Origin of the sequence: Nocardia sp. NBC_00565, from assembly GCF_036345915.1 — a bacterium.
In the GTDB taxonomy this organism is placed as follows: domain Bacteria; phylum Actinomycetota; class Actinomycetes; order Mycobacteriales; family Mycobacteriaceae; genus Nocardia.
The window spans coordinates 9,268,481-9,283,911 of record NZ_CP107785.1 but is presented as its reverse complement, the minus strand read 5'-3'; the positions used below and the strand labels follow the sequence as shown (position 1 = coordinate 9,283,911).

General features: G+C 64.8%; 16 protein-coding genes and 1 pseudogene. 10 read left to right on the top strand and 7 right to left on the bottom strand.

Annotation, left to right across the window (positions count from 1 at the left end; genetic code table 11):
- Positions 1–447: 447 nt before the first annotated feature.
- The 6 genes from OG874_RS42595 to OG874_RS45010 all read left to right on the top strand — a co-directional run bounded on the left by OG874_RS42595 (position 448) and on the right by OG874_RS45010 (position 3,398).
- Complete coding sequence (locus tag OG874_RS42595) at positions 448–852, top strand: hypothetical protein (protein WP_330252677.1); 405 nt, start codon at positions 448–450, stop codon at positions 850–852.
- Between the two features lie 110 nt (positions 853–962).
- Positions 963–1,637, top strand: coding sequence for a F0F1 ATP synthase subunit A (gene atpB / locus OG874_RS42590; protein WP_330257654.1), 675 nt, complete (start codon positions 963–965; stop codon positions 1,635–1,637).
- Positions 1,638–1,691: 54 nt separating this feature from the next.
- Positions 1,692–1,949, top strand: coding sequence for a F0F1 ATP synthase subunit C (locus OG874_RS42585; RefSeq protein ID WP_330252676.1), 258 nt, complete (start codon positions 1,692–1,694; stop codon positions 1,947–1,949).
- Positions 1,950–1,955: 6 nt separating this feature from the next.
- Positions 1,956–2,459 carry a F0F1 ATP synthase subunit B gene (locus OG874_RS42580; protein WP_330252675.1) on the top strand — a complete coding sequence of 168 codons (504 nt, stop codon included), beginning with the start codon at positions 1,956–1,958 and terminating at the stop codon, positions 2,457–2,459.
- A 4-nt stretch (positions 2,460–2,463) separates the two neighbouring features.
- Positions 2,464–3,054 carry a F0F1 ATP synthase subunit B family protein gene (locus OG874_RS42575; RefSeq protein WP_330252674.1) on the top strand — a complete coding sequence of 197 codons (591 nt, stop codon included), beginning with the start codon at positions 2,464–2,466 and terminating at the stop codon, positions 3,052–3,054.
- Positions 3,051–3,398 carry a hypothetical protein gene (locus tag OG874_RS45010; RefSeq protein ID WP_442943229.1) on the top strand — a complete coding sequence of 116 codons (348 nt, stop codon included), beginning with the start codon at positions 3,051–3,053 and terminating at the stop codon, positions 3,396–3,398. Before OG874_RS42575 ends, OG874_RS45010 begins: the two co-directional genes overlap by 4 nt.
- Here OG874_RS45010 and OG874_RS42570 read toward each other — a convergent pair.
- The 5 genes and pseudogenes from OG874_RS42570 to OG874_RS42550 all read right to left on the bottom strand — a co-directional run.
- Positions 3,294–3,569: pseudogene (locus OG874_RS42570) on the bottom strand (UTRA domain-containing protein); the annotation flags it as partial. The gene OG874_RS45010 and the pseudogene OG874_RS42570 overlap by 105 nt on opposite strands.
- A gap of 125 nt (positions 3,570–3,694) precedes the next feature.
- Positions 3,695–4,024, bottom strand: a complete 330-nt coding sequence (locus tag OG874_RS42565) for a hypothetical protein (protein ID WP_330252673.1) — start codon at positions 4,022–4,024, stop codon at positions 3,695–3,697.
- Positions 4,025–4,245: 221 nt separating this feature from the next.
- Entirely contained in the window at positions 4,246–5,544 is a 1,299-nt protein-coding gene (locus tag OG874_RS42560; protein ID WP_330252672.1) for a glycosyltransferase 87 family protein, read from the bottom strand.
- A gap of 196 nt (positions 5,545–5,740) precedes the next feature.
- Complete coding sequence (locus tag OG874_RS42555; RefSeq protein WP_330252671.1) at positions 5,741–7,372, bottom strand: hypothetical protein; 1,632 nt, start codon at positions 7,370–7,372, stop codon at positions 5,741–5,743.
- A gap of 66 nt (positions 7,373–7,438) precedes the next feature.
- A complete protein-coding gene (locus OG874_RS42550; RefSeq protein WP_330252670.1) occupies positions 7,439–7,900 on the bottom strand; it encodes a hypothetical protein in 462 nt (153 codons plus the stop codon).
- A gap of 103 nt (positions 7,901–8,003) precedes the next feature.
- Here OG874_RS42550 and OG874_RS42545 point away from each other — a divergent pair, with 103 nt between their 5' ends.
- Positions 8,004–9,437 (top strand): metallophosphoesterase, encoded by a 1,434-nt coding sequence (locus OG874_RS42545; RefSeq protein ID WP_330252669.1) that lies wholly within the window; start codon positions 8,004–8,006, stop codon positions 9,435–9,437.
- Positions 9,438–9,492: 55 nt separating this feature from the next.
- A complete protein-coding gene (locus OG874_RS42540) occupies positions 9,493–10,821 on the top strand; it encodes an MFS transporter (RefSeq protein ID WP_330252668.1) in 1,329 nt (442 codons plus the stop codon).
- 122 nt (positions 10,822–10,943) lie between these two features.
- Here OG874_RS42540 and OG874_RS42535 read toward each other — a convergent pair whose 3' ends face one another.
- Positions 10,944–12,632, bottom strand: coding sequence for a tetratricopeptide repeat protein (locus tag OG874_RS42535; RefSeq protein WP_330252667.1), 1,689 nt, complete (start codon positions 12,630–12,632; stop codon positions 10,944–10,946).
- Between the two features lie 296 nt (positions 12,633–12,928).
- Here OG874_RS42535 and OG874_RS42530 point away from each other — a divergent pair, with 296 nt between their 5' ends.
- Both OG874_RS42530 and OG874_RS42525 read left to right on the top strand, forming a co-directional pair.
- Positions 12,929–14,014, top strand: a complete 1,086-nt coding sequence (locus tag OG874_RS42530; protein ID WP_330252666.1) for an S-(hydroxymethyl)mycothiol dehydrogenase — start codon at positions 12,929–12,931, stop codon at positions 14,012–14,014.
- Positions 14,008–14,637: an MBL fold metallo-hydrolase gene (locus tag OG874_RS42525; RefSeq protein WP_442943481.1), complete on the top strand. Its 630-nt coding sequence runs from the start codon at positions 14,008–14,010 to the stop codon at positions 14,635–14,637. Before OG874_RS42530 ends, OG874_RS42525 begins: the two co-directional genes overlap by 7 nt.
- Positions 14,638–14,924: 287 nt before the next feature.
- On the opposite strand, the gene OG874_RS42520 is transcribed toward OG874_RS42525, so the two are convergent.
- Positions 14,925–15,383 carry an SRPBCC family protein gene (locus tag OG874_RS42520; protein WP_330252664.1) on the bottom strand — a complete coding sequence of 153 codons (459 nt, stop codon included), beginning with the start codon at positions 15,381–15,383 and terminating at the stop codon, positions 14,925–14,927.
- Positions 15,384–15,431: the final 48 nt, after the last annotated feature.

The following is a 15,431-nucleotide window of genomic DNA, read 5'->3' as shown; positions in this document are numbered from 1 at the left end:
CGCCGAGCCAACGGCCCGGCGCCCTCGTCCTGCGGCTGGCCCGGTACCCGCACAACGCCGCCCGAGGGGCAGCGCGCCAGCTATCAACAGGTCCGACCCGGATGCGGTATGCAGATATCGCGGCGATCGCACGCTTCGATGTCGCGAGCCGACTCCAACTCGGCGAAATGGCCGTCGCTTTGGTATTCCTTTACGAAAACATGACCGAAATTAGGTATCAAGCTTGAATAAGCCGAGGAATAGCGGAAAGCGGTTGGAGTGACCGTTTTGTCCGATTTATCTCGACACGAGCCAGGGCCGTTGGTTGATCTTGTGGTCTCCGATGTGACACTGTCGTCCGATGGACATCGTTCGAAATCTCGCCGGAGAAAGATCAAAAACGTTGCCTTCCAAAAGGGTTGTTAATGTGTATGCTATCGATCAATTAAGACCCCACACCGAGGTGGGATGACCGGCGAAGGCGGTGTCGCAGTGGATGTCAATGCACTCCGAACGCGCCGTGCGGCTGTCTTCGCAATCGGCGTCGCGGTGCTGACACTGGCGGCCACCGGGATGCTCGATCGACTGCTGCTCGGCATGTTCATCGGCATCGGGCTGGCGCTCGGCTGGATCAATGCCCAACTCACCAGAGTAACTGTCAACCTGGTCGCCGATGCGGAAAAACCGAAGAAGCAAGGGCTGTTCCTGTCCTCCGCCGTCCGGTTGATCGGCATAACGGCAGGTTCGCTGTTATTGGCTTTCCTGGCGCGACCCAATGGCATCGGAATCTTCTTCGGCTTGGCCGTCTTTCAAGTGATTCTGGTGCTGGTTACGGTCCTGCCCGAAGTGAAGGAGCTTCGCCAGCAGTCATGACGAATCAACTTGCTGCCCTAGCGCAACTGACCGTTCCCGTCCTCGCACAGGAACAGCCCGAAGAGCCGAAAATCAAGGTCGGCGAACATGCGGTCGCACATCTGTGGGGAATGGACTTCAATGTCGACACGATCATCTCGACCGCCATCGCGGCCGCGATCGTGCTCGCCCTGGCGTTCTACCTGCGGGCCAAGCTGACCGCGGGCGTCCCCAACGGTGTGCAGCTGTTCTTCGAGACCGTCACCATCCAGATGCGCAACCAGGTGGAAACCGCCATCGGCATGAAGGTCGCGCCGTTCGCGCTGCCGTTGGCCGTCACGCTGTTCATCTACATCCTGCTGTCGAACTGGCTGTCGATCCTGCCGGTGCAGTACGGGCACGGCGAATTGATCGCGCCGCCCGCATCGGATGTCAATTTCGTCTACGCGCTCGCCTTGTTCGTGTTCATCATGTACCAGGGCGCCGGTGTATATCGGCGCGGTCCCGGTGGTCACGCGAAGGCACTGCTGAAGGGCCACACCGGCTGGGGCCCGATGGTCTTCATCAATGTCATCGAGGAAGTCGCCAAACCGCTCTCGCTGTCGTTGCGATTGTTCGGCAACATGTTCGCGGGCGGCGTGATGGTCTCGGTGATCGCGTTGTTCCCATTTTGGATCAGCTGGGGTCCGAATGCCGTCTGGAAACTCTTCGACCTCTTCGTCGGAGCGATCCAGGCATTCATCTTCTCGCTGCTGACCGTCCTCTACTTCAGCCAGTCGATGTCGCTGGAGAACGAACACCACTAGATCGGCGCCGCCGATCGACCTCAGGTATTCAGGTAAGAGAACAGGAAGTGAAACATGGCAGACGCAACAACGGCGGCCATCGTCCAGGGCGCGCTCATCGGCGGCGGCATCATCATGGGCGGCGGCGCCATCGGCGCGGGTATCGGTGACGGACTCGCCGGTGCCGCGTTGATCAACGGCGTTGCCCGTCAGCCGGAAGCCGAGGGTCGCCTCCGCGTTAACTTCTTCCTGACCGTCGGTCTGGTCGAGGCGGCGTACTTCATCAATCTGGCCTTCATGGCGCTGTTCGTCTTCGCCACTCCCGGTAAGTAATACAGCATGACTCCGGATGAGGATGTTGTTGCCGAGGGGAATTTCCTCATTCCCAACGGCACATTCTTCGCCGAGCTGCTGATCTTCCTGATCGTGCTCGGAGTCATGTGGCTGTTCGTCGTTCCGCCGATACGCAAGGTATTGGCGGAACGCGAGGCGAGAGTCGCGGAGACCGTGGTCGACAACAAGGAAGCAAAAGCCTTGTTCGCCGATGCCGAAGCCAAATATCAAGCGGCCGTCGCGCAGGCGCGCGGTGAAGCGGTCGTGATCAGGAATCAGGCACGGGCCGAGGGTCGAGTGATCCTCGATCAGTTGCGAAGCGAGGCACAGGAAGAGGCCGACAGGATCGTCGCGGAGTCCGCGACGGAACTGCGGGCGCAGGCGGATCAGGTTGCCGCGGAGCTGCGCGAGGCCGTCGAACCACTCGCCGAAACATTGGCCGGTCGAGTGCTCGGCATCAAGGATCGACGCGCCGGTTCCAGCGCGGGCCACCATTCAGAGCGAGCGTAGACATATGAACCTCACCACCGGCATCGTCGCCGCGGGGACCGAAGACTCCGGCATCTTTCACATCAGCTTCGATTGGCCGATCTTCTTCAGCCAGCTCTTCGGTTTCGCCGTTATCGTCTTCGTCATCGTCAAATATGTCGCGCCGCCGGTCGGGCGGCTGATGGCCAAGGCGCAGAACAACATTCAGAAACAGATCGACGACAACGAAGCGGCGGCGACGCGACTGGTCGAGGCCAAGCGCGCCTACGACAACGCGGTCTCCGATGCCCAGGCCGAACTCGAGCACATCCGCGAGGACGCGCGCACCGACGCCGAACGCATCATCGCGAAAATGCGTGAATTCGCCGACTCCGAAGTCGCCAGGGTCCGCAGCCAGGGCCGCGATCAGATCGCGCAGATGCGCACCCAACTGATCCGCGACCTGAAGGCTGATCTCACCGCCTCCGTCCTCGACAGCACCGAGGAAAAGGTCCGCCTCGAGATCGGCTCCACCCACGTCGCCGCCGACAGCATCGATAAATTCCTCGAAGACCTCGAGGCGATGGCGAACGCGGAGCCGCCGGTCCGACGCCGCGCCCAACCCTGGGCTCTGTGAATCTCGGTGGTCAAAGTGAATCTCGGTGGTCAAACCTCGAGCACTGCCATGCTGAGGGTGTGACCACTGCACAGATCACGGTCGAGTTCGCCCCCGAACTACGGCTGTTCGTCACCGCCGCGCACCGCGACGGTCGATCGGCCGTGCGGATCGACAGCGTCTCGACGCTCGGGCACGTCGTGGAGTCCCAGGCGCAGCGGGTCATCCAACGACGCCGAAACCTTTCTCGCCCAGCTGGATTAAGCCCCGAACGCGCCTTCGAGGCGGCTGCGGGAGCCGGGGTGTACGAGGCGCGCGACGCTTACCAGCGCGTGGGCGGACCAGGTGCGGCGGCGGATTTGTAGGCAGGGTTCGGTACGGCGGATATGGAGCAGTTTGCAGTCGTCGCGGGTGCCCTGTACTGCCTCGACGACGTGTTCGCCGCGGACCAGGGGGGCGACCTCGCTGAGGTAGTGATTGGGGGTGATGGTGGCGAAGTTCTGGTCGAGGTAGCCGGGGGCGGCGGTGGGGGCCACCGCGCCGGTATGAGCCCGGTTCACGTCGATATTCGAGACCGAGCCGGACCATGCCGAAGTGCTGCTTGTTCCGGCTCGGGTACGCCGGGCGAGCGACGGTGCGCGCACTGCGCCCGCCCGTTGTGTCAGGTCCTCGAGTTCGCCTGATCCGATGCCGACCACGCGTGGTGCGTCGGGTGGTAGTGCTCCCAGGCCGCGGCGAGTGCCTTGCGCACGTCGTCGGGGAGGTGGTCGCGGATCTCCGGGCACAGATGCACGCTGGCTCCGCAGTCGTCGCACCAGATCCGGACGGTCCGCGCATCCTTGGCAACCGCCGCGGCGATCCAGTCGGCGCGCATATTTCCGTGGTCGATAGTGGCGACCCATCTGTCGCCATAGCCGTCGATGTCCTGATGGATAGCGTTGACCATGGTCACCGTGAACATGGGCGCGGTCTGGGACCTCTTCTTCGTCATGATGGGAAACCTCCGGCCCGAGCGAACGAAATATGCCTGCGACATCGAAGTGGCGCCGCTCCGTCGAATGACTCGAAGGGTAGGTGCGGCAACTTTCTGGTGACCGATATTGCTTCGTTTCGCAAGAGCCAACCGTAACTCCGGCCGACCGGCCCGGCAAGCGTCTTATTTCCGCGGGTCGTGGCAGCTAAAGCGCTGGTAAAGCCGGGTTCTGATATTGGTCATGGACAAGGCGTCGGGCAGGAGGGTGTCTCGGGGGTGCGCCGTCGCAGCAGCGGGAACCGGATCGAGCGCTCGGCCGTACGCTCGCCGATGGACCAGCCGTCTCGGCGCAGGTGAATCCACGCGCCGATCAGCACCGCGAGATAGGCGATGACGTAGCCATTGATCATCACCTTGGTGATCGGCCACCAGGGCGGCAGCAGGAACACTCCGATCGACACCCAGCTGGCGCTCCAGTGGTAGGTCCACGCGGCGGTCGCGGTGAACAGAATCGCCGCGGCGACCCACCAGCGTCGCCGGTCCTGCGCCTTGTGCACCAGGAAGACCAGCAGCGGCACGAACCACACCCAGTGGTGTCCCCAGGAGAACGGCGATACCGCGCAGGCGGTGAGACCGGCGATCGTGATCGACAGCAGCCGCTCACCGCGTTGATATAGCGCCGTGGTGACGATCAGGCTCGCGATCGCGATCGAGCCCGCGATGAGCAGCCACAACCACATCGGCGCCGGCCCGCCCAGCACGTGCGCGATGAAGCCGCGGATGGATTGGTTGGCCGGGTGGTTGTCCACCGCGATCCGGTTGGATTGAAAGAACGTCGCGGTCCAATACTCGCGGGAATCGACGGGCAGGATGATCCCGGCGAAGAGGACCGAGCCGAGGAAGGTGACGCACGCGGTGATCGCCGAACGCCACTGCCGCAGCGCCACGAAATACGCGACGAAGTAGATCGGCGTGAGTTTGATGCCCGCCGAGATGCCGACGCCGAGGCCGCGCAGCTTGCCGCCGTCCTCCCGGGACGCGTCCAACAGCACCAGCAGCATCAGCACCAGGTTGATCTGCCCGAAGTACAGCGTCTGACGGACCGGCTCGATGAAGACGCAGGTGGTCGCCAGCAGAACGCTGATCAGCGCCAGCCGAGCGTTGATCCGATAACCCAGCAACCGCCAGCTGACCAGCACGTTGGCAATGAGCACGCAGAGGTTGAACACCAGCCAGGTGTTCGTGACGGCCCCCCAGGGAACCAGGTAGATGGGTACGAACGCGATGGTGGAAAACGGCGTGTACGTATAGAGCAGCCCACGCATCGTCGGTTCGGTGTACAGCGGGATGTGGTGCACGATGCGAAACGCGCCGTCGCGATAGATGTGCACGTCGAGCCCACCGGCCAGGAAACCGCCCTTGTCGAGGAAGGGGTCGATCGTGGTGAACAACAGGATCACCGACAGCAGGGCGCTTCCGGCGAGGATGACTAGTGCTGGGCCCGTACGCGGAAACTCCAGCTTCCGGGTGTCTCGCACCGACGCGCTACGAACGGGTCAGCGCCGTGGCCCAACATGTGGTGCCGGATCCTGCTGGGCGGTAAGACCTCATCACTGGACCGATTCATCCCTTCGTTCCCACACCTGACGCAACACAGCGATCGCCAATTATTACCGTATCTAATGACCGAGCCTGCATCATGCCCCGAAGTTTCGGGGCAGGCAAGCGCGGACATCAGCGTTGTCTGCTCGCCCTGGCCCGCCTGCGCTCGGCCTGCAGTTCGGCAAGTTCTTGTTCGAGCATCTCGGCGATTCGGAACTGACCGGTGTCGTGGATATCCGGCGTGCGAACGACCTGCAGGTGCGAATCCGGTTCGGACGGCGGGTTGACCTTACCCCGAGCGTTCTCGGTCGTCCTGCTGTCCTTCTTGCCGTCGAGCGGGCTCGGCTTGCGCGTCACCGCGGTGACCGGCGCGCTGGACCCGGCGGACCGGCGTAGCGGCGACACCGCGGCCGGCTTGCTCTCGGCGGGCGGCGCTGGCTTCTCGGCGGGCGCCGGAGCCGCCTTGCGGGCGGGCGGCTTGGCCGCCTGCGGGCTCGCGGGTCGATTCTCGATCTTGGCCACCGGTTTGGTCTCCGCGGCGGGTGCGACCGGCTTATCGGTAACCGCCGGTGCGAAAGGGTTGTTCTTCGCGACCACTGGCGCGGCCGGTTCCTTGGCGACCACGGGACGGGGGACGGCCTTGGCCGGGGCCGGCCGCGGCTCCGGTGCCGCGCCCGGATTGCCCGGCGCGCGACCGCTTTCGGCCACGGGACGGCCATTGGTATTACTCGGCTTCTCGGGGCGGGGTTCGTTGGAATATTCCTGCGTGACAGCGTCCCCCGCCGCGACACCGTCCGTCGACTCCTCGACCTCGACCTCTTCGGCCTCGACGATTCCTTCGACCTCGGCGTCGTGTTCCGCATCAGCCGCGGCCGCCGCGGCCTCGTCGCCCGGCTCCGCGGACTCCCGGTCCGACTCCGAGGACACCAGGGCGGCAAGCGCGTTCGCGCGATAGGTCGTGATCGTGGGCAGCTTGCTCCGGATCTGCTCGGCCGGATCGGGCAGCTCGCGAACCTGCTCGGTGGCCCGGTAGATGGCCAGGCCGTAGCGTGCGCTCGCGGCGTCGTGGATGAGCAGGGCGACGCCGATCATCACCGGGGCGACGGCGTGCACACCGGTGTCGTACCATTCGCCGGCGCGCAGGTACGGGTAGGTGTTGAGCGTGACGGTCAGCGTCAGCAGGGCGATTTCGGCCGAGGCGACCTGCCTGCGGTTATCGATGACACCCCACTCGGCCACCTTGTTGGTGCCGACCATGATGATGATCAGGCAGACGCTGATCATCGCCTCGATGAGGTAGCTGAACCAGTACAGCGGATCGCCCGGCCCGCCCGGCGCGATGTTGTGCTGTACGTTGACCGCGGACCACAGCATGCCCGCCGCTACCACGCCCGCCAGCGCGCGCAGTGACCATCCTCGGTGCCGGTACAGCGACGCCAGCTTGGCGTGTGGGCTGGACTCCCGTCGCTGCGCCGCAATTGCCTTGCGGGCTACCAATAGATCTCTGATGTCGGCCTTCTCGATCGCTTCCGTGGTCTGCCTGGCGCGGTCGGCCGCGGAGGCCGCGGCCTGAACCTGTTTCCACCGCTGCGCGCGATCCTCACCGCGAATCTTTTCGGCAAGCTCACGTTCGGCGACCAGTTCGTCCTCGGAGAGAGCTTCGGTCAGCGCGGGATCGAACTGGTAGGCCAGTCGTCCTCGGGCTTTTTCGACCCGTCTCGCGAGCTGCCCGACCTCGTCCTCAATAGGATGTTGGATGGTCAAATCGACTCCCCACGGGAGAGATTCGACGGCAGACAAGTGATCACGCGTGGGAACGGCACCAGACATTCATAGTCGATAGACCGTTGCCAGCGAAACTCTCAATTTGCCATTGGAGGGTATACACCCGGCGCGCCGCTCGCGACACACGCAATGTGGTTTCGATTTAACGACGATGTAGTAACCCGCCAACGCGGCCGCGTGACGCGGTGACCACCCTGTTCGGCCGTCGAGGTTGCTGTGGCGCGACGAGTCGATGTCAGCAAACAGGCGACCAGTCGGTTCGCTCAAGGGGCGTCGACAGATGTGTCCGCGTCGGCCAACTGGTCGATCGTGGAACTTGTAGGTCTGCTTGACTTCCTCGACCGTCTTCTCGGCCAGCTCTATCCCATTGCGCTGGGCCAACCGGAACTTCAACGCCGGCTCCAGTGTCCCCTCCAGATGCAGATGTAACTCGGCCTTGGGCAGCCCGCGAACGAACGCGGTGAGATCCGATGACATGGCGTCATGATCCTCCGAATCCGCCGCCATTTGTCCAATGTCCGGCTATCGGAGGCTGACTCGTCATGTCGGTGGACCTGGGCGTTCAGCTGGCGACCGTACTGTTCGGCTGTACCGGTGGACGGAGGTCGCCATGCTGGAACCACGACTTCGAACCGTATGGCTGGCCAATGTGACGGCCGGGGCCGCGGCGGCGGCCGTGCTGACGCCGCGGTATGCCCGACCGCGCGGCGCCGATATTCCACGCCCGCAGCGCGATTCGGTGCTGGCGACCGATCTCGAGGTGGTCACCGTGACCGATCGGTCGGTGATCATGACCTGGACCACGCGGATACGCGATCGCCACGGGCGGTTGCGGCCCATCGAAACCGATACCGAGGTGCGCATCGCCGCGGCCGACAGCCGCGCGACGCCCAGGCCCCGCTACCTGGACTCCCGCCCCACCGCGTACCACTACGCGGAGGTCGATGGGCTCGAGCCCGGGCGCACCTACCGGTTCGAGGCCTACTCGAACGGCTGCCGTGCGGTCACGGCTCGCACGCTGGTCACGAGGCGATCCGGCACACCGGAATCCACCGGCCAATTCACCACCGCGACACCGCCGCCGGGTCGGCTGTTACGCACCATCGCGCTGGCCAACGACGTGCACTACGGCGAGCACATCAGCGGGTTGGTGCTGGCCGGGCTGCCCACCGGGCTGCGCCACGACACCGCGCATTATCCGGAGCTGATGCTCGGCGCGCTCTTGGACGACCTGCGCAGCCCCGATCGCGCGGCCGATCAGCTGATCGTCGCGGGCGACCTCACCGATACCGGCACACGCGAGCAGTCACTAGCGGTGCGTGCGCATCTGGATACCTGGGGTGACCTGGGCCGGGACTACTTCGTCTGCCGCGGCAACCACGATCAACCGCACGAGCGGGACGGGCAGCGGCTCGACCATTGGGGTGCGGTATTCCACGCCCGCCAGCGGCTGGTCGAGTACTACGCCGGCGGCCTGCGATTGATCGGCCTCGACACCACCCGATTGCGCGGCTCGGGCGGCACCATCGTGGCCCCACAGCTGGCGCATCTGCGTGAACTCCTGGCCGCGGATCCGGACCGCCCCACCCTGATCTTCGGGCATCATCCGGTGACTTCGTATGCGGCGGTGAGCAATCCGGGCGGACCGGGTTTCGTCCTCGATCGCGCGAACGCGGCCGCGCTGCACGCCCTCTATCGCGACGCCCCTGGCGTATTTCTGCAACACAGCGGCCATACCCACCGAAATCGGCGCGGCCGTCCCGATCTCGGCATCGATGTGGAATTCCTCGAAGTCGCCGCGACCAAGGAGTATCCGGGCGGCTATATGCTGCTGCGCATCTACGAGGGCGGTTACACGGTGAACTTCTACAAGACCCGCTCCGAATCCGCCCGACGCTGGAGCACTCGCACCCGGCGTCAGTATCTCGGACTGCACCCCGATCATGCTCTCGGCAGCTGCGCGGACCGCAATCACGTTGTGCTTCGCGACTTCTCCGGCCTTTGCGCATCTCGGACCACCGCCGCCGAGCGCGAACTCGGCTAGGCATTCCCAGCAGCGGAATTTGACTCCGGGGCGGGTGGGGGTCGAGAGTTCGCGAATGGCTGGAACGACCGAGGTGTCCCGCGCGACGTTGCGCAAGGTCACGATTCGACTTGTGCCGTTTCTCGGGCTGTTGTATTTCATCAACTACCTGGACCGGGTCAATATCGGGTTCGCCGGGCCCAGCGGTATGAAGACGGATCTGGGACTGACCGAGACGGCGTTCGGCTTCGCCTCCGGCATCTTCTTCATCGGCTATCTCGTGCTCGAGGTGCCGAGCAATCTGGCCCTGCACCGGTTCGGGGCGCGCCGGTGGATCGCCAGGATCATGGTGAGCTGGGGTGTGGTCGCCACCGCGATGGCGTTCGTGCCCAATGAAACGTGGCTCTATGTCTTGCGATTCACTCTCGGCGTGGTCGAGGCCGGATTCTTTCCCGGCATCCTGCTGTATCTGACGTATTGGTTTCCGCAGACTCAGCGCGCGAAGATCGTCGCGTTGTTCATGACGGCGGTGCCGATTTCGACCGCGTTGGGCTCGACGGTATCGAGTCTGATCATCCAGTACGGCCACGGCGTATTCGGGCTCAGCGGTTGGCGATTCATGTTCCTGGTCGAGGGGCTGCCCGCGATCGTGCTCGCGGTTGTCACCTGGTTCTTTCTCACCGACCGTCCGGCGCAGGCGAAGTGGCTGACGCCTGCGGAAAGCGATTGGCTGACCACGGAACTCGAAGCCGAGCAGGCGGCGCAGGTGGAACATTGGACGGTGCGCAAAGCGCTGACTCATCGGCGGATACTCGGGTTGGCCCTGATCTACGGCGGCATCGTCTACGGTCTGTACGCGCTCGGATTCTTCCTGCCGACCATTATCAACGGATTCCAACAGCAGTACGGCACACACTATTCGGTGGTGCAGCGCGGTCTGATCAACGCGGTGCCCTATGCGATCGGCGCCGTCGTGATGGTGGTGTGGAGCAGACATGGTGATCGGACCGGCGAGCGGGTCTGGCATGTGGCGCTGCCCGCGCTGATCGGTGGGCTCGCGATTCCAGTGGCGCTGTATCTAGGTAACCCGTTGGCCGCCATGGTCGCCGTCACCGTGTGCGCGGTCGGAGTGCTCGCCGCGCTGCCGACGTTCTGGGCGCTGCCGAGCACATTTCTCACCGGTGCGGCGGCCGCGGGCGGTATCGCGCTGATCAACTCGATCGGCAATATCAGCGGGTTCGTCGCGCCGTACGTCACCGGCGGGCTGAAAGACCTCACCGGCACGCAGCGTGCCGGACTGTGGGTCGTCGGTCTCGCCATGATCGGCTCGGCGCTCGGCGTGTTGGCCTTGCGGTCCCGGATCCGCACGGCGCCAATGGATTCAGTGACTGAAGCTACTCGCTGACCGTCAGATTCCGCGTTCGCGCTCGACGCAGAAGGTCGCGAGCGCGTGCGGATCGGCGCAATCAACGGGTCACGTGGCAAAGGATCATCCGATCGAGCGTAGCCATTCGACCCTTTCGGGAATCAACTTTCCTGAGTGGGAACCGCGCAGCAATGATCGCTCGCCACCGCCGACAAACGGCAGAAGCAGGATGCCTCGATCGGCACATCCGCTACGGCGGCGGCCAGTTTCAGTTGCTGGGCGATGATGCGGGCCTCGCCGGTCTTGCCGAGGCGCACCAGGCATTCGTGGTATCCGTGCAGACTCCAGACATTGCCGGGGTGTTGGGAGGCGCGGGGCAGGGTGTCGTCGAGTCCGAGGTCGGCGCGGTAGACGGCCTCCGCCTCGGCGATATGGCCTTGTTCGAGGAGCAGGGCGCCGTAGGCGTGGCGGGTCGGCTGCATCCAGCCCCATGGTTCGTCGTAGGGTAGGTTGTCGTCGAGGTCGATGGAGCGACGGAAGGCTTCGAAGGCGTTGTCGTAGTTGCCTTTTCGGTATTCGAGTTCGCCGTCCAGCATGGCCGCGGCGACGGCGAGGATATCGCGGCAGGTGTTGTTGAACAGGGTCCGCGATTCCGGGACTCGGTCGAGTGCCGCGCGGAACAGCTGTTGTTGCTCGACCGCGCGCTCCAGATTTCCGGTGGCGGAGTATGCGACACCCCTGGCGTAGTGCAGCATCGCGGTGGTAACGCAGTACAGCGCTTGGTCTTTCGGCACCGGCAGGTCGATGATCTGAGCCCATCTTCCGAAACGGATCAGGGCATGCACGCGCATGGACAGAAAACTCTCCAGCCAGTCCGCCATCGGCGGCGACTCGACCCGCAGCAGCTCCTCGGAAATGGAATTCTCCAGCTGTGCAACGGTTTCCAATGCCGTCGCCGACTGACCGAGGAACATCGCGCCGTAGATCTTGAAGTGATAATTGTGCGCGCGGTAAATGGTGTAGAAGTTGATCTCCCCTGCTTCGCGCACGTACTTCTCGTCCGCGGCGATCGCGGCCGAATTGGCCGCGACGACCGCGCGATAGTCGCCGCACAGCACGTCGAGATGCGATGGCATGTGCTCGAGATGGCCCGCATCGGGCACCAGGCCGCGCAGTCGGTCGGCCACCGTCAGCGCGGCTTCCGGTGTCGGTGACATCTCCATCAGATGGATGTACAGGTGCAGTACACCCGGATGCGTCCGGCCCCGCGGACTCGCCAACGCCCGCTCCAGCACGGCCTCGGCTTCGATCGTGCTCGCCCCTACGGCGGGCGCACCGGTGCGCTGATCCCACAGTGCCCACGGTGTCAGATTCATCAGCGCGTCGGCGAACAGCGTCGCCACGTCGAGATCATCCGGAAAACGTTCGTAGACTCCGCGCATCGCCGCGGCATAGTCGGCATTCCATACCGAACCGTCGCCCTCGGGCGCGTTGCGCGGATACCTGGCGGTCAGCGCGTCGGACAGGGCGCGCTCGACCGGCGCCGCCGCATCCGCGAATTCGACCGCCCGCCGCGCCGCGACATGCGCGCGCGCGACGGTATCGGCCAACTCCGTCTCGTCGAAGAATTCCCACGGCTTGTTGTAATTCGGGCCCAGCGCGTACGCCAGCCCCCAACTGGCCATCGCGCACCCCGGATCCTGTTCCAGCGCCCGCGCGAAACAGCGCACGGCCTCCTCGTGGTTGAAGGCATATGTCCAGATCAGCCCGCGATCGAACCACACCTGCGCGGCGGGTGTGGCGGTCACTGGACGTGTGTATTTGCCGAGGTCGTAATAGTCCACGGTCATGCTGACGATCGTGCCACGCGTGGCGGTAAGACGTCCGGCTGATGACCGGCGTCCCCGTCGATTCGTAGGCGCGGAGCGGGTCCGCGCGGTTCAATTGACCGATGGCGACGAATGCCGCATTTCGCAGGCCACAGCCGAGCGACCGACGCGGTGCGCTTCCTCGACGACGACCCGTCCATCGAGTCGTTCACCGTCGGTTACGAGCGCGCACCGGTGTTCGCCATCGATAACCCCCGCCTGTTCACCCGGCACCGCATCGAGCGGCTCACCCCGAGCACCATCTCCAAGGAGGATTCGTGTCCGAAACCGTGCGTGGCGTCATCGCCCGTAGCAAGGGCGCACCGGTCGAGATCGTCGATATCGTCATCCCGGACCCCGGGCCGCACGATGTTGTCGTGCGCATCCAGTCCTGCGGGGTGTGCCACACCGATCTGCACTATCGCGAGGGCGGCATCAACGATGAGTTCCCGTTCCTGCTCGGACACGAGGCCGCGGGCATCGTGGAGACCGTGGGCGATGCCGTAACCCATGTCGTCGCAGGCGATTTCGTTATCCTGAACTGGCGCGCGGTCTGCGGTGAATGTCGCGCGTGTAAGCGCGGCCGCCCGTGGTACTGCTTCGCCAGCCACAATGCGAGCAAGAAGATGACCCTCACCGACGGCACCGAACTCAGTCCGGCACTCGGCATCGGGGCGTTCGTGGACAAAACGCTGGTGCACGAAGGACAGTGCACCAAGGTCGATCCGAACGCCGATCCGGCCGTCGCCGGACTGCTCGGCTGCGGTGTGATGGCGGGCATCGGCGCGGCGATGAACACCGGCAATATCTCGCGCGGCGACACCGTCGCGGTGATCGGCTGCGGCGGTGTGGGCGATGCCGCCATCGCGGGTGCGCGGCTGGCCGGTGCACGGACCATCATCGCCATCGACCGCGATCCCCAGAAGCTCAGCTGGGCAACGGAATTCGGCGCGACCCACACCATCGACGCGACCAGCACCGATGTCGTCGAGCAGATCCAGGAATTCACCGAAGGTTTCGGCGCCGACGTCGTCATCGACGCGGTCGGCCGCCCGGAAACCTGGAAGCAGGCCTTCTACGGCCGCGACCTCGCCGGCACGGTGGTGCTGGTGGGCGTCCCGACGCCGGATATGACCATCGACATGCCGCTGATCGACCTGTTCTCCCGCGGCGGCGCACTGAAATCCTCCTGGTACGGCGACAGTCTGCCCGAGCGCGACTTCCCGATGCTGATCGACCTGTACCTGCAGGGCCGACTTCCGTTGGAACGCTTCGTAACCGAACGCATCGCCCTGGATCAGGTCGAAAAGGCCTTCAGCGCGATGCATGCGGGCGAAGTGCTGCGCTCGGTGGTGGTCTGGTGAGCCTGCGCATCGATCGAGTCGTCACCTCCGGCACCTTCTCCCTCGACGGCGGCACCTGGGACGTCGACAACAACGTCTGGCTGATCGGCGACGACACCGATGTGGTCGTCGTCGACGCGGCACATGACGCCGACGCCATCATCGATGCGGTCGGCGGCCGCAATGTGCTCGCGGTCGTCTGCACCCACGGTCACAACGACCACGTCACCGTCGCACCCGAACTCGCCGAGCGACTCGACGCCCCCATCCTGCTGCACCCCGGCGACGACCCCCTCTGGCGCATGACCCACCCGAACGTCGACTACACGTCCCTGGCCGATGCCGAACGAATCACGGTGGCGGGCACCGACATCGATATCCTGCACACCCCGGGCCACTCCCCTGGCTCGGTCTCCCTGCACCTACCCGAAGCCAAGGCCCTGTTCACCGGCGACACCCTGTTCTCCGGCGGCCCCGGCGCCACCGGCCGCTCCTACTCCGACTTCGACACCATCATCGATTCCATCCGAAACCGCCTACTGACCCTCCCCGAGGAAACAACAGTCCACACCGGCCACGGCGACGGCACCACCATCGGCACCGAAAAGCCATCCCTGGCCGATTGGATCGCCCGCGGCCACTGACTCCCCCGCACCCAGCCCCGCCGCCGCTGGCCCCGAACCCAACCCTTGCCGCTGCGGAACGCCGCACGCCAATGGGGGTGGTCTGTCGGTTCCGGCGGACCCACCACCCTCGATAGAGACGGGCCTGTTCGCTTCGGGATGCCTCAGCCGTCAGCTGGAGGGCGGACACGGGCGGCGGCCGACCAGGGCAGCACCGAGCAAGGTTCGCACTCAGTGTCGGGCTTCGCGCCCCTTGTATGAGCCAAAGGCATGCGAAGGTCGAGAGAGAGGGTGCGGCTGTATGTGGGCTACTGCTCGACGTGGGCCTTGATGCGGTCGAGGGTTTCGCGCATGCCGTTGCGGTTCGTCTTGCCGCGGGCTCGGCCGGCGACCAGCCAGTACAGCCGCAGCGGCAGGAGTTTGGGGTTCAGGTGGAACGATTCGGTGACGTCGGTGCCACCCTCGACCGGTTCGAGCCGGTAGCGCCAGGTGTTCACATCCACCCCGCCGGGTCCGAGCACGGTGAACGCGAACTCGCGGCCCGCTTCACAGGCGACGATCCGGCAGACCGTCCAATACTTCAGCCCCCAGCCATTGCGGTTGACGTGCCCGCGGAACTTGACCCCGACAGCGGGAGCCGTTGCCCCGCCGAGCCATTCGGTGTCGAAGGTCTCCGGCGAGAACTTCCCGGTATTCGTGATATCGCTGATCAGCCCCCAGATCTCATCCGCAGGCGCCGCCATTCGAACCGTCACGCTATCTTGCATGCCTGCACGCTAGCAGGCGCCTTCTGAGACAGGCACGTCCCAGGACAC